This window comes from Afifella aestuarii, from assembly GCF_004023665.1.
Classification (GTDB): domain Bacteria; phylum Pseudomonadota; class Alphaproteobacteria; order Rhizobiales; family Afifellaceae; genus Afifella; species Afifella aestuarii.
Genome location: NZ_SAUF01000005.1, coordinates 520,041 through 542,758, shown reverse-complemented (window position 1 = coordinate 542,758; position 22,718 = coordinate 520,041). Strand labels below are relative to the sequence as shown.

General features: G+C 62.5%; 23 protein-coding genes. 16 read left to right on the top strand and 7 right to left on the bottom strand.

The features are described from left to right. Positions 1–2: 2 nt before the first annotated feature. Positions 3–1,658 (bottom strand): isovaleryl-CoA dehydrogenase, encoded by a 1,656-nt coding sequence (locus EO094_RS16665; RefSeq protein WP_246008576.1) that lies wholly within the window; start codon positions 1,656–1,658, stop codon positions 3–5. A gap of 163 nt (positions 1,659–1,821) precedes the next feature. Between EO094_RS16665 and EO094_RS16660 the strand changes: the two genes are divergently transcribed. From EO094_RS16660 to dprA, 4 genes are read left to right on the top strand one after another with little or no spacing between them, the layout of a single operon-like run. Next, entirely contained in the window at positions 1,822–2,763 is a 942-nt protein-coding gene (locus EO094_RS16660; RefSeq protein WP_128294010.1) for an aspartate carbamoyltransferase catalytic subunit, read from the top strand. Between the two features lie 4 nt (positions 2,764–2,767). Next, the gene (locus tag EO094_RS16655) at positions 2,768–4,075 is read left to right on the top strand and encodes a dihydroorotase (protein WP_128294009.1); all 1,308 of its coding nucleotides are present in this window, start codon (positions 2,768–2,770) and stop codon (positions 4,073–4,075) included. A 24-nt stretch (positions 4,076–4,099) separates the two neighbouring features. Then, positions 4,100–4,714: a glycerol-3-phosphate 1-O-acyltransferase PlsY gene (gene plsY / locus EO094_RS16650; RefSeq protein WP_246008575.1), complete on the top strand. Its 615-nt coding sequence runs from the start codon at positions 4,100–4,102 to the stop codon at positions 4,712–4,714. Beyond that, complete coding sequence (gene dprA / locus EO094_RS16645; protein ID WP_128294008.1) at positions 4,711–5,844, top strand: DNA-processing protein DprA; 1,134 nt, start codon at positions 4,711–4,713, stop codon at positions 5,842–5,844. Before plsY ends, dprA begins: the two co-directional genes overlap by 4 nt. A gap of 27 nt (positions 5,845–5,871) precedes the next feature. On the opposite strand, the gene EO094_RS16640 is transcribed toward dprA, so the two are convergent. Further along, on the bottom strand, positions 5,872–6,072 hold the full coding sequence (locus EO094_RS16640; protein ID WP_128294007.1) for a hypothetical protein: 201 nt from the start codon (positions 6,070–6,072) through the stop codon (positions 5,872–5,874). Positions 6,073–6,250: 178 nt separating this feature from the next. On the opposite strand from EO094_RS16640, the gene topA reads away from it, so the two are divergent. The 6 genes from topA (at position 6,251) to rpmG (ending at position 13,776) form a co-directional block, all read left to right on the top strand. After that, a complete protein-coding gene (topA, locus tag EO094_RS16635) occupies positions 6,251–8,884 on the top strand; it encodes a type I DNA topoisomerase (RefSeq protein WP_128294006.1) in 2,634 nt (877 codons plus the stop codon). Between the two features lie 2 nt (positions 8,885–8,886). Next, positions 8,887–11,184, top strand: coding sequence for a ribonuclease R (gene rnr / locus EO094_RS16630; protein WP_246008574.1), 2,298 nt, complete (start codon positions 8,887–8,889; stop codon positions 11,182–11,184). A gap of 14 nt (positions 11,185–11,198) precedes the next feature. Continuing rightward, positions 11,199–11,609 carry a DUF983 domain-containing protein gene (locus EO094_RS16625; protein ID WP_128294004.1) on the top strand — a complete coding sequence of 137 codons (411 nt, stop codon included), beginning with the start codon at positions 11,199–11,201 and terminating at the stop codon, positions 11,607–11,609. After that, entirely contained in the window at positions 11,606–12,352 is a 747-nt protein-coding gene (locus tag EO094_RS16620; protein ID WP_164879702.1) for an NUDIX hydrolase, read from the top strand. Before EO094_RS16625 ends, EO094_RS16620 begins: the two co-directional genes overlap by 4 nt. 9 nt (positions 12,353–12,361) lie before the next feature. Beyond that, entirely contained in the window at positions 12,362–13,546 is a 1,185-nt protein-coding gene (locus EO094_RS16615; protein WP_128294002.1) for an MFS transporter, read from the top strand. A gap of 62 nt (positions 13,547–13,608) precedes the next feature. Continuing rightward, positions 13,609–13,776 carry a 50S ribosomal protein L33 gene (gene rpmG / locus EO094_RS16610; protein ID WP_128294001.1) on the top strand — a complete coding sequence of 56 codons (168 nt, stop codon included), beginning with the start codon at positions 13,609–13,611 and terminating at the stop codon, positions 13,774–13,776. Positions 13,777–14,240: 464 nt separating this feature from the next. Here the strand turns inward: rpmG and EO094_RS16605 are convergent, their stop codons facing one another. Further along, a complete protein-coding gene (locus EO094_RS16605; RefSeq protein ID WP_128294000.1) occupies positions 14,241–15,605 on the bottom strand; it encodes a PleD family two-component system response regulator in 1,365 nt (454 codons plus the stop codon). Between the two features lie 10 nt (positions 15,606–15,615). Continuing rightward, complete coding sequence (locus EO094_RS16600; protein WP_092812467.1) at positions 15,616–15,987, bottom strand: response regulator; 372 nt, start codon at positions 15,985–15,987, stop codon at positions 15,616–15,618. Between the two features lie 96 nt (positions 15,988–16,083). On the opposite strand from EO094_RS16600, the gene EO094_RS16595 reads away from it, so the two are divergent. Further along, on the top strand, positions 16,084–16,380 hold the full coding sequence (locus EO094_RS16595) for a DUF3572 domain-containing protein (RefSeq protein WP_128293999.1): 297 nt from the start codon (positions 16,084–16,086) through the stop codon (positions 16,378–16,380). Continuing rightward, entirely contained in the window at positions 16,377–17,696 is a 1,320-nt protein-coding gene (locus tag EO094_RS16590) for a DNA polymerase IV (RefSeq protein WP_128293998.1), read from the top strand. The genes EO094_RS16595 and EO094_RS16590 overlap by 4 nt, the downstream gene beginning before the upstream one ends. Positions 17,697–17,719: 23 nt before the next feature. Here the strand turns inward: EO094_RS16590 and EO094_RS16585 are convergent, their stop codons facing one another. Further along, positions 17,720–18,583: a cell envelope integrity EipB family protein gene (locus tag EO094_RS16585; protein ID WP_128293997.1), complete on the bottom strand. Its 864-nt coding sequence runs from the start codon at positions 18,581–18,583 to the stop codon at positions 17,720–17,722. A 124-nt stretch (positions 18,584–18,707) separates the two neighbouring features. Between EO094_RS16585 and EO094_RS16580 the strand changes: the two genes are divergently transcribed. The 4 genes from EO094_RS16580 (at position 18,708) to EO094_RS16565 (ending at position 21,600) form a co-directional block, all read left to right on the top strand. Next, on the top strand, positions 18,708–19,169 hold the full coding sequence (locus tag EO094_RS16580; protein WP_128293996.1) for a RidA family protein: 462 nt from the start codon (positions 18,708–18,710) through the stop codon (positions 19,167–19,169). A gap of 4 nt (positions 19,170–19,173) precedes the next feature. After that, complete coding sequence (locus EO094_RS16575) at positions 19,174–19,893, top strand: glycerophosphodiester phosphodiesterase family protein (RefSeq protein ID WP_128293995.1); 720 nt, start codon at positions 19,174–19,176, stop codon at positions 19,891–19,893. Between the two features lie 66 nt (positions 19,894–19,959). After that, the gene (locus EO094_RS16570; protein ID WP_128293994.1) at positions 19,960–21,135 is read left to right on the top strand and encodes a GNAT family N-acetyltransferase; all 1,176 of its coding nucleotides are present in this window, start codon (positions 19,960–19,962) and stop codon (positions 21,133–21,135) included. Positions 21,136–21,168: 33 nt separating this feature from the next. After that, positions 21,169–21,600: an HIT family protein gene (locus tag EO094_RS16565; protein WP_128293993.1), complete on the top strand. Its 432-nt coding sequence runs from the start codon at positions 21,169–21,171 to the stop codon at positions 21,598–21,600. On the opposite strand, the gene EO094_RS16560 is transcribed toward EO094_RS16565, so the two are convergent. After that, positions 21,601–21,945 carry an AzlD domain-containing protein gene (locus EO094_RS16560; protein ID WP_128293992.1) on the bottom strand — a complete coding sequence of 115 codons (345 nt, stop codon included), beginning with the start codon at positions 21,943–21,945 and terminating at the stop codon, positions 21,601–21,603. Further along, the gene (locus EO094_RS16555) at positions 21,942–22,667 is read right to left on the bottom strand and encodes an AzlC family ABC transporter permease (protein WP_246008572.1); all 726 of its coding nucleotides are present in this window, start codon (positions 22,665–22,667) and stop codon (positions 21,942–21,944) included. Before EO094_RS16555 ends, EO094_RS16560 begins: the two co-directional genes overlap by 4 nt. Between the last annotated feature and the right edge of the window lie 51 nt (positions 22,668–22,718).

Genomic DNA, 22,718 nt, shown 5'->3' with positions numbered 1-22,718 from the left:
GATCAAGGCTCCGGAAACGCATAATCCAGGAGCGCCCGCATGTTGAAGCGCCGGTCCAACATTCCATAGGTCGAGCGCCAGGGCCGCCCGAGCCGCGTCTCGATGAAGGCATCGGCGAAGACGGGCGGGAAATCGCGTCGGAGCGCGGCCGCAGCTGCCGTCAGCGCCAATTGCTCGGTCAGCACACGCGCGCTTCCTTCGTCCTCCATGGCGACCTCGGCTGCCGCCGCGAGCACATCGACCGCTGCGCGACCGTTGTGGCCGAGTTCCTGACGGAAGTTCTCAAGAACCATCGCCAGGATCTGAGGATCGCGGCCCAGTACGCGCAGAACGTCGAGCGCCATGACGTTGCCGGAACCTTCCCAGATGGCATTGACCGGCGCCTCACGCACCAGGCGCGGCATGATGCTTTCCTCGACATAGCCATTGCCGCCGAGGCACTCCATCGTCTCGGCCAGGAAGGGCTGCGCCGATTTGCAGATCCAGTATTTTGCGACCGGTGTCATCAACCGCGCGAAGGCTTCTTCCTCGGGCCTGTCGGCGGCAAGATCGAAAGCTTCCGCAAGACGGAAGGACAAAGCGACTGCCGCGGCAAGATCCAGCGTCAGATCGCACAAAACCCTCTGCATCAGAGGCTTATCGAGAAGTTCTGAACCAAAGACATGGCGGTGGCGACAATGGTGGACGGCTTCGGCAAGCCCGGCGCGCATGAGCCCGGTCGAGGCGACAGCGCAATCGAGGCGCGTATAGGTCACCATTTCGATGATGGTTCGCACGCCCTTGCCTTCTTCGCCCACCATCCAGGCATGAGCGCCATCGAATTCCGCCTCCGACGAGGCGTTGGAGCGATTGCCGAGCTTGTCCTTCAAGCGCTCGAAGCGGATGGCGTTCGCCGTTCCGTCCGGCAGAAAACGCGGCATCAGGAAGCAGCTCAAGCCGTTTTCAGTCTGTGCTAGGACGAGGAAGGCATCCGACATCGGGGCCGACATAAACCATTTGTGGCCCGTCAAACGGTGGAAGCCTTGGTTCGTCGGCTCTGCATGGGTGCGGTTCTGGCGCACATCCGTGCCGCCCTGCTTTTCCGTCATGCCCATGCCGATCGTCACGCCCTGCTTTTCGGCAGGATTGCGCGAGGCACGGTCGTAGGTACGCGACAGGAGCCGCGGTCCCCATTCGCTCAAGAGATCCGGGCTGTGGCGCAAGCTCGCGATCGACGCATTCGTCATCGTCATCGGACAAATATGCCCGCACTCGGCCTGCGCAGTCATATAGAGCCGAGCGGCACGGGCCCGGTGGCGGACGGGTTCTTCCTCGCCGCCGCGCTCCCAGACCGAGCAATGCAGGCCCGAAGCGACCGAGCGACGCATCAAGGCGTGATAGGCCGGATGGAATTCGACCTCGTTGATGCGCCGGCCCCAGGCATCGTAACGCTTCAATTCCGGCAGATCGCTGTTGGCGAGGCGAGCGAATTCGCGGGCCTCGCCGCTCCCCCAGAAGCGGCCGTTCTGCTGCAGATTCTCGCGGATCGGATCGGCGAACCCGGCGCACATCAGATCGAGGAGCGGGTCCGTTTGAAACAGGTCAAGATTGATGCGCGGCGGCGTCTGATTGAACACCGCATGCGTGGCATCCCGGCCCGGATTCATTGTCTCTGTCATAGGGTGAGCCTGCACGAATCTGCATAATATTAAAGCTTTTTCCGCAGCGCTTTAAGCGGCGCTCACAGGCCCGTGTCGGGACTGTAAACGTAGGGGAAAAACGCCGCGGTCGGCGGCTCCCATGTTGCCGTCTTGGACGATTGTGCCTATAGGCACCCCTTTAATGACCCCAGCATCCTCTTTCCCCCATCAGCACCTTCTCGGTATTGAAGGGCTGTCTCCGCTCGAGATCGGTTCGCTTTTAGATCTCGCTGAGGAGCAAATCGCCGTCTCTCGCCAGATCGAAAAGAAGAAGCAGACCCTGCGCGGACGCACGCAGATCAATCTGTTCTTCGAGGCGTCGACACGAACGCAATCGAGTTTCGAGCTCGCAGGCAAACGGCTCGGCGCCGATGTCATGAACATGGCCGTCTCGTCTTCCTCCGTGAAGAAGGGCGAGACCCTGATCGACACGGCGATGACCTTGAACGCCATGCGACCGGACATTCTGGTGGTCCGCCATCATGCGGCGGGCGCCGTCGAGCTTCTCGCGCAGAAAGTCGAATGCTCGGTAATCAACGCTGGCGACGGTGCCCACGAGCATCCCACGCAAGCGCTCCTCGATGCTCTCACGATCCGCCGCCACAAAGGCCGCCTCGACGGGCTCACCGTCGCGATCTGCGGCGACATTCGTCATTCGCGCGTCGCACGCTCCAACATCCTGCTGCTCATGGTGATGGGCGCACGGATCCGGCTGATCGCGCCGTCGACATTGCTGCCGTCCAACATCGAATGCTACGGCGCGGACGTCTTCAACGACATGCGCACCGGCCTCAAGGACGCCGACGTCGTCATGATGCTGCGCCTCCAGCGGGAGCGCATGACCGCCGCTTACGTCCCGAGCATCCGAGAGTATTTCCGCTATTACGGGCTCGACGAGGAAAAGCTCGCCCTCGCCCGCCCGGATGCGCTGGTCATGCATCCAGGCCCGATGAATCGCGGCGTTGAGATCGATCCACTCGTCGCCGATGGCCCCCAAAGCGTGATCCGCGAACAAGTGGAGATGGGCGTGGCCGTGCGAATGGCCGTCCTCGAAGCCCTCGCCCAACACCTGCCCAATCACTGATCCAATGGCCCGTCCAATTCTTCTCACCAATGCCCGCATCGTCGATCCCGCACGCGGTCTCGACAGCCCAGGCGCCGTCGTCGTCTCCGACGGGCGCATCGTCGCCGCGGGTCCCGAAGCTCATAACCACGGTGTCCCCGAAGGCTGGGAGGTGGTCGACTGCACCGGCAAGACGATCATCCCGGGCCTGGTCGATATGCGGGTCTTCGTGGGCGAACCCGGCGCCGAACATCTGGAAACGCTGGAAACCGCAAGCCGTGCGGCGGCGGCCGGCGGCGTCACCACAATCGTCACCATGCCGGACACGGATCCGGTGATCGACGATCCCGCCCTCGTCGATTTCGTCCTGCGCCGCGCCACGCACAACGCGCTCGTGCACGTTCATCCGATGGCGGCGATCAGCAAAGGCCTCAAGGGAGATGAACTCTCCGAGTTCGGTCTCCTCAAGGACGCCGGCGCGGTCGCCTTTTCCGAGGGGCGAAAATCCCTTCGTTCCGCCCAGGTGATGCGCAATGCCCTCACCTATGCGCGCGATTTCGATGCGCTCATCGTCCACCACACCCAGGATGCCGACCTCGCCCGTGCGGGGGTCATGAATGCCGGCGAAGTCGCGACGCGGCTCGGGCTTCCGGGGATTCCGCGGGAAGCGGAAACGATCATGCTCGACCGCGACCTGCGGCTGGCGAAACTCACCCGCGGGCGCTACCACGCCGCCCAGCTTTCCTGCGCGGATTCTATCGCCGTGCTGCGCCAGGCGAAAGAGAATGGTGTGGGCGTGACAGCGGGAGCAGCGATCGCCCATCTCGCTTTGAACGAGGGCGATATCGGATCCTACCGAACGTTCTTCAAAATGTCGCCTCCGCTCAGAAGCGAGGATGACCGGCAGGCGATGGTGGCAGCACTTGCCGACGGCACGCTCGACGTCATCGTCTCGGGCCACGACCCACAAGACGTGGAAGGAAAGCGGCAGCCATTCGCGGAGGCAGCGGACGGAGCTGTGGGCCTGGAAACCCTCCTCTCGGTCGGCTTGCGTCTCGTCCATAGCGGCGAGGTCCCTCTGATACGTCTCATCGAAGCGATGGCGACGACGCCCGCCCGCCTTCTCGGTCTGCCGGTTGGGACACTTCGCCCTGGCGCGCCGGCGGATCTCGCGATCGTCGATCTCGACAAGCCATGGGTCGTGAAGGAAGAAAGCCTGCATTCCCGCTCGAAGAACACCTGCTTCGAAGGGGCGCGGCTGACTGGCCGGGTGGTTCGCACACTGGTTGCCGGCAAAACCGTCTATCCTTATGGAGAAGGGCAACGGAATTAGGCCACAGAAACGGGGGCAGAAGCTGTGACCGCCGATGCGAGCAATTGGACACTTCTCCTGCCAACCCTGATCGGCGGCCTTGTTCTCGGCTACCTCTTCGGGTCCATCCCCTCCGGCCTGATCCTCTCGCGGCTGGCCGGGTTCGGCGACATTCGCAAGATCGGCTCCGGCAATATCGGAGCCACCAACGTTTTGCGGACCGGCAACAAGAAGCTCGCGGCAGCGACACTTCTGGCGGATGCGCTCAAGGGTACGATCCCCATTCTCATTGCCTGGCAATGGGGCTTTGGGCCAGCGCTGGCCGCGGCCTTCGGCGCCTTTCTCGGGCATTGCTTTCCGGTCTGGCTCGGCTTCAGGGGTGGCAAAGGCGTCGCCACCTTCTTCGGCATTCTTCTGCCGCTCTCATGGCCAACGCTGATTGCCGCAGCGGCGATCTGGATCGGGACCGCCTGGTTCACGCGCTATTCGTCCCTTGCAGCGCTGCTGACGAGCGCATTGACGCCTGTCATCCTCTTCCTCAGCGGCCAGACACTCCTGGCCGAGCTCTTCCTCGCGGTCACTTTCATCTTGTGGTTCCGGCATCGGGAGAACCTTCGTCGTCTCCTCAACGGCACCGAATCGAAGATCGGGCAGAAGTGAGCACGCCACCCCCGGAAGGCGTTCGCCTGACGGCAGAGCAGCGACGGGCCTGGCTGCGTCTCATCAGGAGCGAAAATGTCGGTCCGCAGACATTTCGTTCTCTTATCAATCATTTCGGCTCAGCCTCTGCGGCCCTCGAAGCGCTTCCTGATCTCTCCCGTCGGGGCGGCGCGAGACGCAACATCCGGATCGCCAGCGAGGACGATATCGACCGCGAGCTCGCCGCGGCAGAGCGCGCCGGCGCACGCTTCATCGGCATGGGTGAGCCGGACTACCCGCCGTGGCTGCGTCATGCCGACCAGCCACCGCCGCTTATTTGCATGCGGGGCGCATCCGAGGTTCTGGCCCGCCCGGCCATTGCCATTGTCGGCGCCCGCAATGCCTCCCTCGCCGGACAAAGGATGGCGCAGCGTCTCGCATCCGGGCTTGGAGAGGCCGGTTTCTCGATCGTTTCCGGCCTCGCCCGCGGCATCGATCAAAGTGCACACCAGGCCGCTCTTGCGACGGGGACGGTCGCCGTCTTTGCCGGCGGCGTCGACGTCGTCTATCCGGAGGAACATCGTCCACTACTCGACAAGATCCTCGCGCAGCGGGGCGCCGCTATCAGCGAGATGGCGATGGGCTGGCAGCCGCGGGCACGCGACTTTCCGCGGCGCAACCGAATTATCGCAGGCATGAGCCTTGCGACCGTCGTCGTGGAAGCCGCAGAAAGGTCGGGCTCACTCATCACCGCACGCCTCGCGCTCGAACAAAACCGCGAGGTCATGGCCGTCCCGGCATCGCCCCTCGACCCTCGTGCGGCCGGCACCAATCGCCTCCTAAAACAGGGGGCCCATCTGATCACGGAGGCTGCCGACGTCATCCAGGCCTTGCCGCAAATCCTTGCACCGCCGACGCGAGAGGGTTTCGAACTCCCACCAGAGGAGTCCGAAAAGCAACCCCTGATTGAACCCGTAAACGATGATCGCAGTCGCATCCTCGAGGCGCTCGGGCCGACGCCGGTGCATGTCGACGAGTTGATCGCGCATACAAGGCTGTCTGCCCGCCTCGTGGCTGTTGTCCTCTTGGAACTCGAGCTTGCCGGGCGCCTGGAGCGTCATCCGGGAGGCCGGATCTCACTTATCTACTGAAGCAGGGCCGCCACCTACCCTCTGCGTTCAGTTTTGAGGATTGATATCATTCACATTTTCTTCTGTGGCTTCCCGCCAGGCCTCAAGGACGACCATCTCGATGAGATAAGCGAGAAATGGCAGATTCGCCTCATCGGCGCGGCGGCGCCATTGGCTTGCCTCGACAGCGATATCCTCGGCTAAATCCCGCCGTTCCTGTTTATTCAATGTCTGCAAGGCGCGGTGCATCTTCGGCGCGATTCGTAAATCAATGCACACGCTTTAGTTGATTTTAAGCTACGAGAACAGGGGGCGAAAGTGCGCCGCCGGCCCACCTTGTCGTTCCGTGGCCTTGACCGCGCCTGTTTCCCAATCCAAGTGAGGCCGTGCGCGTGCCGCCTTTTTCCCCGCCCAATGGAGTACCCGTATGGACCTCGTGATTGTCGAATCGCCCGCTAAGGCGAAGACGATCAATAAGTATCTCGGCCCCGATTATCGGGTGCTCGCCTCCTATGGGCATGTGCGAGATCTGCCTTCCAAAGACGGCTCGGTGCGGCCCGACGAGGACTTCGCCATGTCGTGGGAAGTCGCCGACAAGGCCAAGAAGCGTTTGAGTGACATCGCGGAGGCGGCCAAGTCTGCCGACCGCATTCTGCTCGCCACTGACCCCGATCGCGAAGGCGAAGCCATTTCCTGGCACGTGCTCGAGGTGCTGCGCTCCCGCAAAGGCTTGAAGGACAAGCCCGTGGCCCGCGTCGTCTTCAACGCCATCACGAAGCGCGCAGTGGAAGAGGCGATGGCGCATCCGCGCATGATCGACGATGCGCTGGTGGAGGCTTACCTCGCCCGCCGCGCACTCGACTATCTCGTCGGCTTTTCCCTGTCGCCGGTCCTATGGCGCAAGCTGCCCGGCGCGCGTTCCGCCGGACGCGTGCAATCGGTGGCGCTGCGTCTCGTCTGCGAGCGCGAATCGGAAATCGAACGGTTTCGGCCGCAGGAATATTGGTCGCTGGCGGCCAATCTCGCGACACCGGCCAAGGATACCTTTGTCGCCCGTCTCGTCGCTGCAGACGGCAAGAAGCTGACCAAGCTCTCCATTGGGGACGAGGCGCAGGCAAAAAGTCTGAAGACCCTTCTCGAAGGGGCGGATTTTTCCGTCGCGAGCGTCGAATCGAAACCGCATTCGCGCAATCCGCAGCCGCCTTTCACCACCTCGACCCTGCAACAGGAAGCACAGCGCAAGCTCGGCTTCGATGCGAGCCGCACGATGCAGGTCGCCCAGCGCCTCTATGAGGGCGTGGATATCGGCGGCGAGACGATCGGCCTCATCACTTATATGCGAACCGACGGCGTCGACATGGCACCGGAAGCGGTCGCGGCCGTGCGCGATCTGATCAGTGGCGATTTCGGCAAGCGCTATCTGCCCGACCAGCCGCGGCGCTATTTCGTCAAGGCAAAGAACGCGCAGGAGGCGCACGAAGCGATCCGGCCGACAGATCCGGCGCGCTTGCCCGCCCATGTCGAACGTCAGCTCGATCGCGATCAGGCCAGGCTCTACGAGCTCATCTGGAAGCGCACCGTCGCCAGCCAAATGAGCTCTGCGGAGATGGAGCGCACGACAATCGAAGTCGATGCGAAGAACGGCGAGCATCGCCTCGGCCTTCGAGCGACGGGTTCGGTGGTGCGCTTCGACGGCTTTCTGACCCTCTACCAGGAGGGTCGCGACGACCCCGACGAGGAGGAGGATGGGCGTCTGCCGGCCGTCACCGCCGGCGATGGTCTCGACGCGAAATCCGTCAGTGCCGACCAGCACTTTACCGAGCCACCTCCCCGCTACACGGAAGCCTCTCTCATCAAGAAGATGGAAGAGCTCGGTATCGGCCGCCCGTCCACTTACGCGCAGACGATGACCGTTCTGCGCGATCGCGGCTACGTGCGGATGGACAAGCGGCGCCTCATGCCGGAGGACAAGGGCCGGCTCGTGACGGCCTTCCTGGAGAGCTTTTTCCGGCGCTATGTGGAATACGACTTCACCGCCGATCTTGAAGAGAAGCTCGACAAGGTTTCCGCCGGCGAACTCTCCTGGCAGGCGGTGCTGCGCGATTTCTGGCGCGACTTTCAGGGCAATCTGGACGACATCAAGGACATCCGCGTGTCGGAGGTTCTCGAAGCGCTCAACGAAATGCTGGGCGACTTCGTCTTCCCGCCGCGTGAAGACGGCAGCGACCCCCGCAGCTGTCCCAGCTGCGGCGACGGCAAGCTATCTTTGAAGCTTGGGCGTTTCGGCGCCTTCATCGGCTGCTCCAACTACCCCGAGTGCCGATACACGCGCCAGATCACCGAGCCCGATGCGGAGGGTGAGGTCGCGCAACAGGCGATGACGGCGGAAGGGATGCCGCTCGGCGAGGATCCGGAGACCGGAGAATCGGTGATTTTGCGCTCCGGCCGCTTCGGCCCCTATGTTCAGCTCGGTCCCGATCCCGCGAAAGGCGAAGAAAAACCGAAGCGCTCGAGCCTGCCGCGCGGCTGGCAGGCCGACGAGATGACGCTCGAAAAAGCCCTTCAACTGCTCTCGCTGCCCCGCGAGATCGGCAGCCATCCGGAAACCGGCAAGCCGATCACGGCGGGTCTCGGGCGCTACGGCCCGTTCGTCTCGCATGATGGAAAATACGCCAATCTGGAGAGCATCGAAGACGTTTTCACTGTGGGCGCAAACCGGGCCATTTCTCTCCTCGCCGAGAAGAAAGGGCGCGGACGTTCCGGGGCGAAAGAGCTGAAGGCACTTGGCGAACATCCCGATGGCGGCGCTGTCGCTGTGATGGAGGGGCGCTACGGCCCCTACGTCAATCACGGCAAGATCAACGCGACGTTGCCCAAGGACAAGGATCCGCAAACGATCACGCTGGAAGAAGCGCTCGAGCTGATCGAGGCCAAGGCGGCGAAGGGTGGCAAGACGAAGAAGGCCACCGCTCGCAAGACGCCAGCCAAGAAAAGCACGGCGAAGAAGCCGGCTGCATCCAAAACCAAAAGCGCCAAGGCGAAAGCCAAGGCAGAAGGCTGAGCTTGCCGAAGAAACCCAAAAGCACACGTCCGCGCCTGCCAAGCGAGCAGGATATCCTGAACTTTGTCCAAGAAGCCGAGGGCAAGGTCGGCAAGCGGGAGATTGCGCGTGCTTTTGGGATCACCGGCCCCGACCGCGTGGCGCTCAAGCGCACCCTCAAGGAGATGGCGGACGAAGGTCTGATCGCCTCACCTCGGAAGGCGATCAGGGCCTCCGGCACCCTTCCCTCCGTCACCGTGTTGCGCGTGATCGACGTCGACGACGATGGCGATCTGGTCGGAACGCCGGAGCAATGGGATGAGGCGGAAGGCAAACCTCCGCGGGTGAGATTGCCGTTGCCACCAGCCGGCAAGCGACGCGGCAAGCCCACGGCAGGCGTCGGCGACCGGGTTCTGACCCGCATCGAGCGAAGCGGACATGACGGCCCTTATCGCGGCCGAATCATGAAGCTTCTGGAGCGTGTGCCCGACCGGATTGTCGGCATCTTCAAAGCAGATGCCGGAGAACAGGGCGGCGGACGCATCGTGCCCACGAACCGGCGCGCAAAGGAATACATCGTGCCGCCCAGCGAAGCTGCCGGCGCGGTGGATGGTGAGCTTGTTGCCGTCGAGCCGCTGTCCAAAAAGCGTCTCGGGTTGCCGTCGGCGCGGGTGTCGGAGCGCATCGGCGATGTCTCTTCCGAGAAGGCAATCAGCCTGATCGCGCTTGAGGAAAACAATATCCCTTACGTCTTCCCTCAGCGGGTGATCGACGAGGCGGAGGCCGCAAAGCCGGCCGGGATGGAGCACCGGAACGACTGGCGCGATCTTCCTCTCATCACCATCGATCCGGCCGATGCCCGCGACCACGACGATGCGGTGTATGCGAAGCCCGATCCCGACAACGAGGGCGGCCATATCGTCACCGTGGCGATCGCCGATGTGGCCTATTACGTGCGCCCCGGCTCGGCCATGGACAAGGAAGCCGTGAAGCGGGGCAATTCCGTCTATTTTCCGGGACGAGTCGTGCCGATGCTGCCGGAGCGCATCTCCAACGATTTGTGCTCGCTGCGGGAGGGAGAAGACCGGCCAGCGCTCGCTGTGCGCATGGTCTTCGACAAGAACGGCCGCAAGACCTCGCACCGCTTCACCCGCATCATGATGCGCTCTGCCGCGGCCCTCTCCTACGAAGAGAGCCAGGCGGCGATCGACGGACGTCCCAACGAGCGGACTCAGCCGCTTTTGGACACCGTCCTGAAGCCGTTGTGGGATGCCTACGAGGTGTTGAAGGCAGGGCGGGATTCGCGCGAACCGCTCGAACTCGACGTGCCGGAACGCAAGGTCCAGCTCGACGAGAGCGGCGCCATTCAGCGGGTCTATGTGCCGCCGCGCCTGGACGCACACAAGCTCATCGAAGAATTCATGATCCAGGCGAATGTGGCAGCGGCCGAGGAGCTGGAAGGCCGCAATTCTCCGCTCGTCTACCGGATCCACGACGAGCCATCCTTCGATAAGCTCGAAGGGCTGCGCGATTTCCTCGGGTCGCTCGATATGAGCCTTCCGAAAAAGGGCAATCTGCGCCCGTCCGAATTCAACACCATTCTGAAGAGCGTCGCCGACACCGCGCATTCGATTCTGGTCAACGAAGTGGTGTTGCGCTCGCAGAGCCAGGCGCAGTACTCGACCCAGAACATCGGCCATTTCGGTCTCAACCTGCGCCGCTACGCACATTTCACCTCTCCGATCCGACGTTATGCCGACCTGCTGGTGCATCGCGCGCTGATTTCTGCTCTCGGCGCCGGCGAAGGCGGCCTCGGCAATATGGATGAAGCGGCGATGGAGAAGGTCGCGGCCGAGATTTCGCTCGCCGAGCGCCGCGCGATGACGGCCGAGCGAGACACGCTCGATCGTCTCGTGGCCTCCTGGCTTTCAGAACGCGTGGGTGCGCGCTTCTTCGGCCGAATCCGCGGCGTGACCCGAGCCGGTCTTTTCGTCGAACTGGAAGAAAGCGGTGCGGACGGATTCGTGCCGATCTCCACGCTCGGCAGTGAGTTCTTCATCTATGACGAGACGCTCCACCGGCTCTACGGCGCCGATAGCGGCGCCACGTACCAGCTCGGCGATCGTGTGGAAGTGCGCCTTGCCGAAGCGACCCCCTATGCCGGGGATCTGAGGCTCGAGATGTTGAGCGAGGGCGCACGCGGCAAGCCCGGCGGAAGGCCCTCGGGGCATAACAATGCCGGACGCAAACGCCCGGGCACCACGAGACCACGGGGACCACGAAGTCCCAAAAGGGGAGCCCCGTCTCGAAAGCGCAAATAGCGGAAAGGACACCTATGAAGCGACCACGCCCAGTGATCGGCTCCATTCTCCGGGGGCTCGCCGGCCGGTGTCCGCAATGTGGAAAAGGTTCCCTCTTCCGTGGCTTCCTGACGGTGCCCGACGCCTGCTCGGTCTGCGGCGAAGAGCTGTATCACCATCGCGCCGACGACGCCCCGCCCTATTTCATCATTCTCATCGTGGGGCATGTGATCGTGGCGATGGCGCTTGCCGTGGAGCTGATGTTTCAACCTCCGATCTGGGTGCACATGGCGCTGTGGGTGCCGCTCGCCACGCTTCTCTCGCTTGCCCTTCTGCGTCCGGTCAAAGGCGGCGTGATCGGCCTGCAATGGGCGCTACGGATGCACGGCTTCGACCCGGAGAACGCCGATGCCGCCGACAAGAACGTCGATACGGCCTGGCAATGAGCGCGCCGCAAGAGCTGAAGGAGCCGCAACAGGCGTCGGCCTCGGAAAAACTGCCTCGGCTGCGCCCGAAACCCGCCGCCACCTTGATCATTCTGAGCGGCGAGCGGGGCAAATGGCGCGTCCTCATGGGCAAGCGCTCCGAGCACCACGCCTTCATGCCCGGCAAGTACGTCTTTCCCGGAGGGCGCGTCGAGCGTAGCGATTATTCCGCAGCGATGGCGAGCGATCTCGACCCGGTGGTGGCGGCCAAACTGAAAGCGGGGCGAGCCGGATGCGCGACACACCGCCAGGCGCGCGCACTCGCGCTTGCTGCGATCCGGGAGACCTTCGAAGAAACCGGATATCTGGTGGGCGAGAAAGCCGAGCCCGCAGCCGATGCGGCGAGGCCATCCAATCCGGCTTGGCGGGCCTTTACGAATGCCGGTGCCCTTCCCTCACTTTCTCCAATGCGTCTTATCGCCCGGGCCATCACGCCGCCGGGTCGGACACGGCGCTTCGACGCACGGTTTTTTGCGGTGTTCGAAGATTCGATCGTCGGCCGTCAGGAGAGCCTCGACAAAGAGCTGTTGGAACCGCGCTGGCTGACATTCGAAGAGGCCTACGAAACCGGACTGGCAAATATCACCCGGCGCGTCCTGACCGATCTTGCAGCGCGTCTGGACGAGGATCCCGACCTGCAGCCGGGAGCTGGCGTTCCCTTCCATTTTATGCATTACGGTCGCAGACAGAGCGAGATTCTCTAGGAGTTTGAGGTGAGCTTGAGCACCGCGCTCGGTGGACGCCTCGCTGCACTGGGGCTGACCAGGGGCGCGATCGCGGCAATTTCCACCATGATCGCCGTCGGCACGGCAATCAGCCTGTTGTCTCCTCTCGTTGCCTTGACCTTGTCCGGCCGCGGCGTGTCGGAGCGCACGATCGGCTTTCTTGTGGCGACCCTTGCGCTTTCGGCTCTGTTTTCGACGCCATATGCCCCAGGGATTGCGCATCGCTTCGGAACCGCGAGAACCATCTCGTATCTTCTCCCGGCAGCGGCGTGCCTCATTCCCTTCGCATGGTACGTGACGGCTTTGCCCGTCCTGTTCGTGCTCTTGTTCGTCTACGGCATGTGCGTGTCGATCTGCTTTGCGCTGTCGGAATTCTGGATCAACGCCGTGACACCGCATCATCGACGCGGCATCGTCATGGGCATCTACGCCACTTGCCTGTCGATTGGATTCGCCTTCGGGCCGGTCCTGATCTCGATCACGGGGCTCTCCAGCCCCCTTCCCTTCTTCCTGGGCTCGGCCCTATTCTTGATTGCCGTCATACCGACATGGATGGCGCGCGACGTTTCTCCCGATTTCTCCGAGAAACCCTCAGGTTCTTTCTTCTCCTTTATCTTCGCGGTGCCGATCGCAACGTTCGGCGTGCTGGTCTTCGCCATGGCCGAATCGTCCGGCTTCGCCTTCCTCCCACTCTGGGGTCAGCATCTCGGATATGCGCCAGCTATTTTTCCGCTGCTCGCCTCGGCGATGACGCTCGGCAATGTCGTCTTCCAGATCCCACTCGGCCTCGTCGCCGACAAGATCGACAAGCGCCTGATCCTGCTCGTCTGCGGACTGGTCGGCTGCCTCGGCATGGTGATCGCGAGTGCGGCGACAGCGAACTGGCTTGTGCTTGCCGCCGTCCTGTTTCTTTGGGGCGGCGCATCGGCGGGTCTCTACACGGTCGGGCTGGCGCATCTTGCAGCGCGATTCTCAGGCGGTGATCTCGCCTCTGCCAATTCCGCGTTCGTCTTTTGCTATGCTCTCGGGATGCTGATCGGCCCGGTCATGGTGGGCGACGCGATGAATCGCATGCCCACGACCGGCTTCCCGATCGCGATCGGGGCCGCCTTCGGCGCCTATTGCATCATCGCCGCAGCACGCCTGGTACGTTCGCGCGCCGAGACGCCTTGACTTCCGAAGCCAGAGGGGTCATGTCACCCTCAAATTCCCGCCATTGAGCAAGGACTGAAGCGATGGCCAAGGCCGCGACCATTAAGATTCGTCTGGTGAGCGAGGAAGGTACAGGCACCTTCTACGTCACCAAGAAGAATGCGCGCACGATGACCGAGAAGATGACGAAGCGGAAATATGATCCGAAGCTCAAGAAGCACGTCCTCTTCAAGGAAGCGAAGATCAAGTAGCTTCGCTGCATCAGCGGATTCAAGAAAGGCGCCCTGCGGGGCGCCTTTCTTTTTGTGCGTTCGGATTGCTCTGACTGGGAAAAAGTGGCCGGCCGGTCGCGACAATCGAGGAGGCCACGTGTCGCGGCCGGACCGGCCGACCCCACGGCGCCCAGGAGATGCGGCGGACCTGAGCAAGTCCATGGGGTATCTCGCAAAACCCTAAACCCGATCGGTGGGCTCAATGTGCAATTGAGCGCAAGGGACGACGCGAATCCAGCCTGCGGTAAACAATTGGTAAATTCTAACGTGCACAATTGTACCAAAATGGAACAGACCCGCTCCGCTTCCCGAAAAGCGGTTGTTTTATAGCAGCTTAAGATTCCCCCAAAAGTTGGGGACAACTGCGCGCGAGCCTTCAACAGGCGAAATGGTCGGACAGGACAGGTCGCCAGCTGATAAGCTCGGGTCTCGCGGCGCCTCGCTCAGGCGGCCTGGGCCACGCGATTACGGCCGGCAGCTTTCGCCTCGTAGAGCGCCTTGTCGGCGCGTTTGATGAGTTTGCCCGGGGTGTCCTCGGGCCCTTCCAAGCGAGACAAACCGATGCTCACCGTCACGGGGAGCTTTTGCCCTTCCCGGGTGGTGAAAGGCTCCGCTTCGACATCACCGCGCAAACGCTCGGCAATCAGCACGGCCTGCTCGATGGCCGTCTCCGGCATGACGACGAGAAACTCTTCTCCGCCGAATCGGACGATGAGATCGATGCCCCGCACGCCTTTCCGCAGGCGCGTGGAAAACTCCCGCAACACGTCATCGCCGGCATCATGGCCGTAACGGTCGTTGATGCTTTTGAAGAAGTCGATATCGAAAAGAAGGATGGAGACCGGCTTGCCGTGCTCGACCGAACGGCTGAGCAGCGACACGAGATGGCTGTCGAGATAACGGCGGTTGTGCAATCCGGTCAGGGGATCGGTGATGGCCAGCTCGACGGCGTTGGTGACCATCGAGCGCAGCCGATCCGAATAACGTTTGCGCCGCAACTGGGTCGTCACGCGCGCGCGGAGTTCTGCTTCGTCGAGCGGACGGACGATATAATCGTTTATTCCGAAATCGAGTGCGCGACGCAGCTTCGCGCTTTCGTCGGGATCGGTCACGATGAGGATCGGAACGTAACGCAGATGATCGATCGATTTGATCTGCGAGCATAAACGCAGACCGTCCTGACCCGACAACGAGAGACTCACGATGAGAAGGTCGTAGACCGATGTCTCGACGGCCGCGAGAGCCTCCGGAGCCGTGGTGACGAAATCGGCGTCGACGTCGCGACCAAGCGCCTTGCGCAGATGGCGGGTGGAACTTTCGCGGTCATCGACAACCAGAATCCGCGACCCTTTAAGCTGCGGGCTCGTGAAGATGGCTCGCGAATCGACCCCGACAGACTGCATGGCAGCGGCGCGCAGATTGAGCTCGTCGGTCACGCTCTTCAGCCGCACGAGACTGCGCACGCGCGTAAGGAGTTCGATCTCGCTCACCGGTTTCGTCAGGAAATCATCGGCCCCACAGCGGAGCCCTTTGACCTTGTCTTCCGCAGAATCGAGGGCGGTCACCATGATGACCGGGATATCAGCCGTTTCCGCCTGGTTCTTAAGCGCTTTGCAGACATCGAAACCGGTCAGCCCCGGCATCATCACATCGAGGAGAATGAGATCGAGACGCTCGCGCGAGGCGATCTCGAGAGCCTCCTCGCCGGAAAGAGCGGTCCGGACGTCGAAATAGTCCAACTGAAGCCGCGCTTCGAGCAACCTCACATTCGCGGCAACATCATCGACGACCAGGATACGCGCTGTCACGTTTCAGCCCTCATGCGTCGCCGATGTAATTGCGAACATTCTCGATGAAGGAGGCGACAGAGATCGGCTTCGACAAATAGCCTTCGCATCCCCCCTGCCGTATGCGCTCCTCGTCGCCCTTCATGGCGAAAGCTGTTACAGCGATAACGGGAATGTGCTTCAGCTCATCGTCTTGTTTGATGAGGCGCGTGACCTCCAGCCCGGAAATCTCCGGAAGCTGGATGTCCATGATGATGAGATCGGGCCGTTCGGTCTTCAGTGTCTCCAGCGCTTCGTACCCGTTGCGCATGGGGAGAGTCCCGTAGCCCTTGGCCCTCAAAAGATCGTTGAAGAGCTTCATATTGAGCTCATTGTCTTCAACGATCATGACTGTCTTCGGCATGAATACGCCTCTTTGGACGATGGGTCGAAGCGGTTGAGGATCCGCCGAAACCGCGCATAATTTGACATAAGCCTTTTAAGGAAAGGCAAACACAACATGATCAGAGCCCGCCGAATATCCAGAGACCGCGCCGAGGAAATCGCGGTCATGGCCCTCGGCCATATCGCCTCCAGGCCAGACCTGCTTGGACGTTATCTCGACCTGACGGGTCTGCGGCCCGACGGCCTTCGACAAGCCGCGAGCGAGCCAGGTTTTCTCGCCGGCACTTTGACCTTTCTGTTGGCACATGAGCCGGACCTCTTCGATTTCGCCGAAGCCGCAGAGCTGCACCCGGAGGAAGTCGTCGAAGCAGCGCGCCAATTGGGGGTTAAAGAGCTGCCACAGGTGGGATGAGCGGGACTGTGCCAGAGGCTTCCTCAAAGACGCTGTGCCGCGACTGCCTCGCCCGCTACGACGTGCCCTTGTCGCGCTGCCGAGCTTGTGGAAGCCCACGGGTCGTCCAGCATGGCGAACTCTTTGACCTCGCGATCGCGCATATCGATTGCGACGCTTTCTATGCGGCGATCGAGAAGCGCGATGATCCCAGCCTCGCCGATCATGCTGTCATCATCGGCGGGGGCAAACGGGGCGTCGTCGCAACCTGCTGCTATATCGCCCGAATCAAAGGCGTGCGCTCGGCGATGCCGATGTTCAAGGCGCGCCAGCTCTGCCCCGAAGCCGTCGTCATCCACCCCGACATGGCAAAGTACGCCGCCGTTGGCCGCGACGTTCGAGCGATGATGCTGGAATTGACGCCGGCCGTCGAACCCCTCTCGATCGACGAAGCCTTCCTCGACCTCTCCGGGACGGAAAGGCTGCATCATGCCCCGCCGGCGGCGGTTCTCGCCGCCTTTGCGCAGCGGGTGGAGAGAGAGATCGGCATCAGCGTCTCCGTCGGCCTCAGCCACAACAAGTTCCTCGCCAAGATCGCGTCCGATCGCGACAAGCCACGCGGCTTTTCCGTTCTCGGCCGAAACGAGACGATGGACTTCCTCGCCCGCCAAAAAGTGACGGTCATCTGGGGCGTCGGGGCCGCCATGCAGCGCCGGCTGGAGAAAGACGGCATCGCCACGATCGGCCAGATTCAAGGCATGGAGGAAAGCGTTCTGGCGCGCCGCTATGGCGCCATGGGATTGCGGCTCGCCCAGCTTTCGCAGGGTCACGACGCACGGCCCGTCAAGTCCGAGCGGGAGGCGAAAAGCATTTCGGCCGAAACCACATTCGAAACAGACCTCGCTCTCGAGAGCGAATTGATGCCCGTCCTGCGGCGACTCTCCGAAAAGGTTTCGGCCCGCCTCAAGGAAAAGACGCTTGCCGGCCAGACCGTCGTGCTCAAGCTCAAGACGTCAGATTTCCGCACGCTGACACGCAGTCGCGCCCTGAGCGATCCGACGTCGCTCGCCGACAAGATCTTTCGCAACGGGCGCGAGCTTCTTCTCAAAGAGCTCGACGGCTCGTCCTACCGGCTTCTTGGCATCGGCGTCAGCGAGCTCCAGGATGCCGCGCGGGCCGACCCGCTCGATCTTCTCGATCCGGAAGCCGGCCGCCGCGCTCAGGTGGAAGAAGCGATCGACCGGATTCGCGCAAAATTCGGCGCACACGGTGTCGATTTCGGACTCACCTTCGAGGCGGGAAAGCCCAAGAAGCCAGAAGGCGACACGCGCATCTGATCCTGTGCTTTTTGTGAGCTGCGCTACTGGCTCTTGCAGGGCTTGCTGGCGAGTGGCTCAATCCGCTGGAGCTCCCCGTTGAGAACATAGTCGCCATAATCCATCACCAGATTGCGCGTGACACCGTTCTCGTAGAGCGTGAAGCTCATCTGATAAGCCGGCATTTCTTCACCGCTTTCCGGCTTCGCTTCCTCGCCATCCTTGAAGTAGGCGACCGATACCGGCCAGTGCCGGCACTTAACGAGCGGACTGTCCGGCAGACCAGAAGGAGTGCCATCGGCCGTCAGTTTGTCCGGCAGGCCGATGACTGCAGTCGCCGTGTCCGCTGTCTCACCTGAGCCCGAGCCTTCATAGATCACGCTCGATAAAAAACGTTGATCGGTACGGGCAGCAGCAAGCAGCGCGTTGAGATGCTGGCCCGGAAAAAGCGGGGCTGCGCCGAGCTCGACCGTCTTGTCCTTTGGCGTCGTCAGGTCGACGACCACTTTGCCGTTCTGTCGGTGCGCCACGCCCTCGATCTGCTCAACCACCTGATCATTGAGATAGGTGTCCGAGGAAAAGCGGTAGAGGCCACCCTGCCCGTCTTCGAACGTCGACACGCGGAAATCGAGGAGGCGATCTCCCCCCTCTCCGCCGACCAGATTGACGACGAGGCGCTGCGTCATCGTATAGCCTTCGCAGGCGTTGCCGGAGACCTCGAAAACCATGCGCCCGCGAGCATCGGTGATGCCTGACGCATCCGTCGACTTCGCCAGCGTGATGGCGTAGACGGCGCGATGCGGCACCGGAGCAGTCACCGGCTGAGGGGCTGGCAGAGGCGTCGCCGCGGTCAGAAAACCCACGGCGAGCATCGAGACGGCAAGATGAACAGGACGGATCGTCTGCATGGGCGGCTTCAAGACCAGGAGTGCGGCGAAAGCGAGACGGCTTTCGCTTCAGCCGTCAGAATGAACGCGACTGGCAGAAAATCAACCGAATAGACTGCAGCGCGCAATGCGCGGGAGATATGACATGAGCGTCACGGACAAGCTGGCATCCCTGGGTATCACACTGCCGAAGGCAGCGGCACCAGCGGCCAATTACAAGAGTTATAGCCGCCATGGCGACCTCCTGTTCATTTCCGGCCAGCTGCCGATTGAGGCGGGCCAGCTCGCCGTGACAGGCAAGCTTGGCGGCGCGCTCGCCGTGGCCGATGGCCAAAAGGCAGCCCGTCTCTGCGCCATCAATATTATGGCACAGATCAACGCCGCCCTTGATGGCGATTGGGACAGGCTCGGGGCTCTTGTGAAGATCACTGGATTTGTGGCGAGCGATCCCTCGTTCGCCGAGCAGCATCTCGTGATCAACGGCGCCTCCGATCTCCTCGCCGAGGTGCTCGGTGAACGCGGGATGCATTCCCGTTCGGCGGTCGGCGTACCCGCGCTGCCCCTCGACGCAGCGGTCGAGATCGAAGCCATCGTGGCGATCGGCTAAAGCTATGTCGCGTTTCGGCTCCCTCTCGTTCATCGCATCGCTTCCCCTCGCCCATCGCGGACTGCACGACGTCTCGAAGGGCCGGCCTGAGAACTCGCTCGCGGCTTTCGAGGCCGCGATCGAGCACGGCTACGGAATCGAATGTGATGCGCATCCCTCTGCCGACGGCGTTGCAATGGTTTTTCATGACGACGAGCTGGCGCGCATGACGGGAGCCGAAGGCGCGTTTCGCGACCGGAAGGCGGAGGATCTGGTGCCCCTTCGGCTTTCAGGCACCAAAGAGACCATCCCGAGGCTGTCCGACCTCTTCTCGCTCGTCGGGGGCCGCGTGCCCATCGTCCTCGAGCTGAAGAGCATCCCCTCGCGGGACGCAGGATTTGCGGAAGTGATCGGAAAAGCCATCGCCGATTACGACGGGCCGCTTGCCATCATGTCGTTCGATCCTTTTTTGCTCCACGATATGCAGCGGGTGACGCGCACCCGTCCGCTCGGGCTGACCCTCGAAGGCAACGTCACAGCCTGCCATTGCCATATCGCGGCGATCCAGCGACTGGGTCTCGATTTCGCCTCGTGCCGGGTCGCCGACCTTCATCATTTCGCACCGCTTTTCCGAGAGGCGGCACCCGACAACCCGCTCATCTGCTGGACCGTGCGCAACCGGAGGCAGCGGGAGACAGCCGAGAGGTGGAGCGATCAGATCACGTTCGAGGGTTTTCTGGCCTGACACGCTTCTTGCGATTCTTGCCTCCCCGGCATTGCGGCAGCCTTCTTTCGCATTACCATTGCCCGCATGGAGAACGGCTCCTCTTCCATCAATCTGCGTGTGATCTCCGGCTTGCGCGAGATCGACCGCCTGGCGTGGGATCGCTGCGCCAATCCACCTGGCACCGACGTGAACCCGTTCCTGTCCTGGGACTTTCTGGAGGCACTGGAGCGGGCTGGCTGCGCCACGGCCCGCACCGGATGGGCGCCTCGTCACCTCATTGCAGGCGGTGAGAGCAGCGAGGTCTGGGGCGTCGTCCCGTGCTATCTGAAAAGCCACTCGCAGGGCGAATACGTCTTCGACTACGGCTGGGCCGATGCGTTCGAGCGCGCGGGCGGCCGCTACTATCCCAAGATCCAGATCTCCGTCCCCTTCACCCCTGTCACCGGCCGCCGTCTTCTCGTGGCGCCAGGCCCCGAAGCCGAGGCGCGGCGTCAAATTCTTGCGGCCGGCATTGCCGAAGTCACCCGGCTACACGATGCCTCCTCGGCCCATGTCACCTTTCTGCCGGAGGCGGAGGCGTCAGAACTGGAAGATGTCGGCTTCCTCGTCCGTACGGACCAGCAGTTTCACTGGACGAACAACGGCTATGAGACGTTCGACGATTTTCTGGGCGACCTCTCCTCGCGCAAGCGCAAGGGCATCCGGAAGGAACGCCGCGACGCCCTCGAAGACGGCGTGGAGGTGGAATGGGTTTCAGGCGCCGACCTCACCGAGGCGCATTGGGATGCCTTCTTCGAGTTTTATATGGACACCGGCGCCCGAAAATGGGGCCGCCCTTATCTCAATCGCAGGTTCTTCTCGCTGATCGGCGAACGCATGGCCGACCAGATCGTCTTGATCCTCGCCAGACGCGCCGGTCGCTACGTCGCGGGCGCGCTCAACTTCATCGGCAGCGATACGCTTTACGGACGCTATTGGGGCTGCATCGAAGAGCATCCCTGCCTGCACTTCGAGCTCTGCTATTATCAGGCGATCGACTATGCCCTCGCGCATGGGCTCACGCGCGTCGAAGCGGGGGCCCAGGGACCCCACAAGCTCGCCCGAGGCTACGTGCCGGTCACCACCTACTCGGCTCACCTCATCGCCGAACCGAGATTTCGTCGCGCCGTAGCGGATTACCTTGCAAGCGAGCGGCGACACGTGGAATTGGAAAATCGCATCCTCGCCGAGCACACGCCATTCCGAAAGGGAGAGGCCTGAGGCGAGCCCAGCGGCATATTCAAGGAGCGCGCAATGAGCCAGCCCTACGACAACGACAATGTCTTCGCCAAAATCCTCCGCGGCGAGATCCCGGCGATCAAGCTCTTCGAGGACGACCACACGCTCGCCATCATGGACATCATGCCCCGTGGCGACGGTCACTGCCTGGTCATTCCGAAGGCGCCGTCGCGCAACATTCTCGATATCGACCTGAACGATCTGCAGAACCTGATGGCCACCGTGCAAAGGCTCGGCCGCGCCGTGGTCAAAGCCTTTGAAGCGGATGGCCTGACGATCAGCCAGTTTTCCGAGCCGGCCGGCGGTCAGGTGATTTTCCACACGCACTTCCACGTTCTGCCGCGCTTTGAGGGCGTCGAGTTGAAGCCGCATAGCGGCGACATGGCCGATCAGGCCGTCCTTCAGGAGCAGGCGATGAAGATCAAAGCCGCCCTTGGTGGAGCTTGATCACAGAGCGCTGAAAGCCCAGGCGGCGCCGAGCAGCGCCGCCTCTGCGGCGAGCACTCCGACAAGAACGCTCTTCCGGCCGAACCAGAAAGCCACATAGCCAAAAGCGCCCGCCCCCAGTCGGATCAAAAGCGGCACTTCAGCGAGAGCCCCGCTCGGCGAAACGATCAGATTGCCGATGACGCCAGCGACAAGAGCCGTCGCGACGGCCCGCACCCATAAGAGAAGGTCCGATTCTTCCTTGAGGCGCGCGCCGACGAGGACGCCGAGCCAGCGCCAGATATCTGTCGCGCATGTGCCGGCGATCAGAATGAAGAGATACGGGCTAAACTCGCTTTGCGTCATGAGCCGGCCTGCTTGGCGTGCAGAAGCTTGTGGGCTGCAAAGGCGAGAGTTCCGCCGATCACTCCGGCCCAAAGGAGATCGAGGCCAATCCCTGACGCCCGCAAGACAGGCCCCAGCACAAGCCCAAAGACGAGCGCGAAACGCTCGGCGGCAAGGCGCGCAGAGGCCGTCAGAGCCGTCAAAAAATACATCGGCGTGAGGAAGAAGAGGCCAGCCGCTAACAGCGGCGGCAGAGAGGCGGCACTCACGTAGCTGATCGCAGTGATGCAGACATTCACGGAGATGAGGGTCGCACCAAACCCGGCGAAATAGGCCGCACGCTTGTCCGGCGGCGTATCACGCAGGCGCATCACGCTCCATACCCAGGCCGTCACCGCAACGCAGTGAGACATGAGGACGAGCTGCCATTTGCGGGTCTTCGGGCCACGCACAAGTGGCACCCATGCGGCCGTCATCGGCATCAGGCGGATGGCAGAGAGCGCAACGGCAACGCCTGCAACGACGACGGATGTTCCAGCCGCCATGGCGCCCACGAGCACGAGCTGGCTCGGCAAAGCCCAGACGAAGCCTGTCATGAAGACGGCCTGCCCGAGAGTGATCCCCGATTCCCGGCACAAGACCCCGAAACCGATAAAAGACGCCATCAGAATAAAGGCTGGCACCGAGACGATGCCGCCCACTCCGCGCAGGAACCAGCGCAGTCCTGTATCTTCGTCGCGCATTGGCTCCTGCATTCTTCGGGAGATGGCGGGAGGATCGCGAACGTCCCGAGA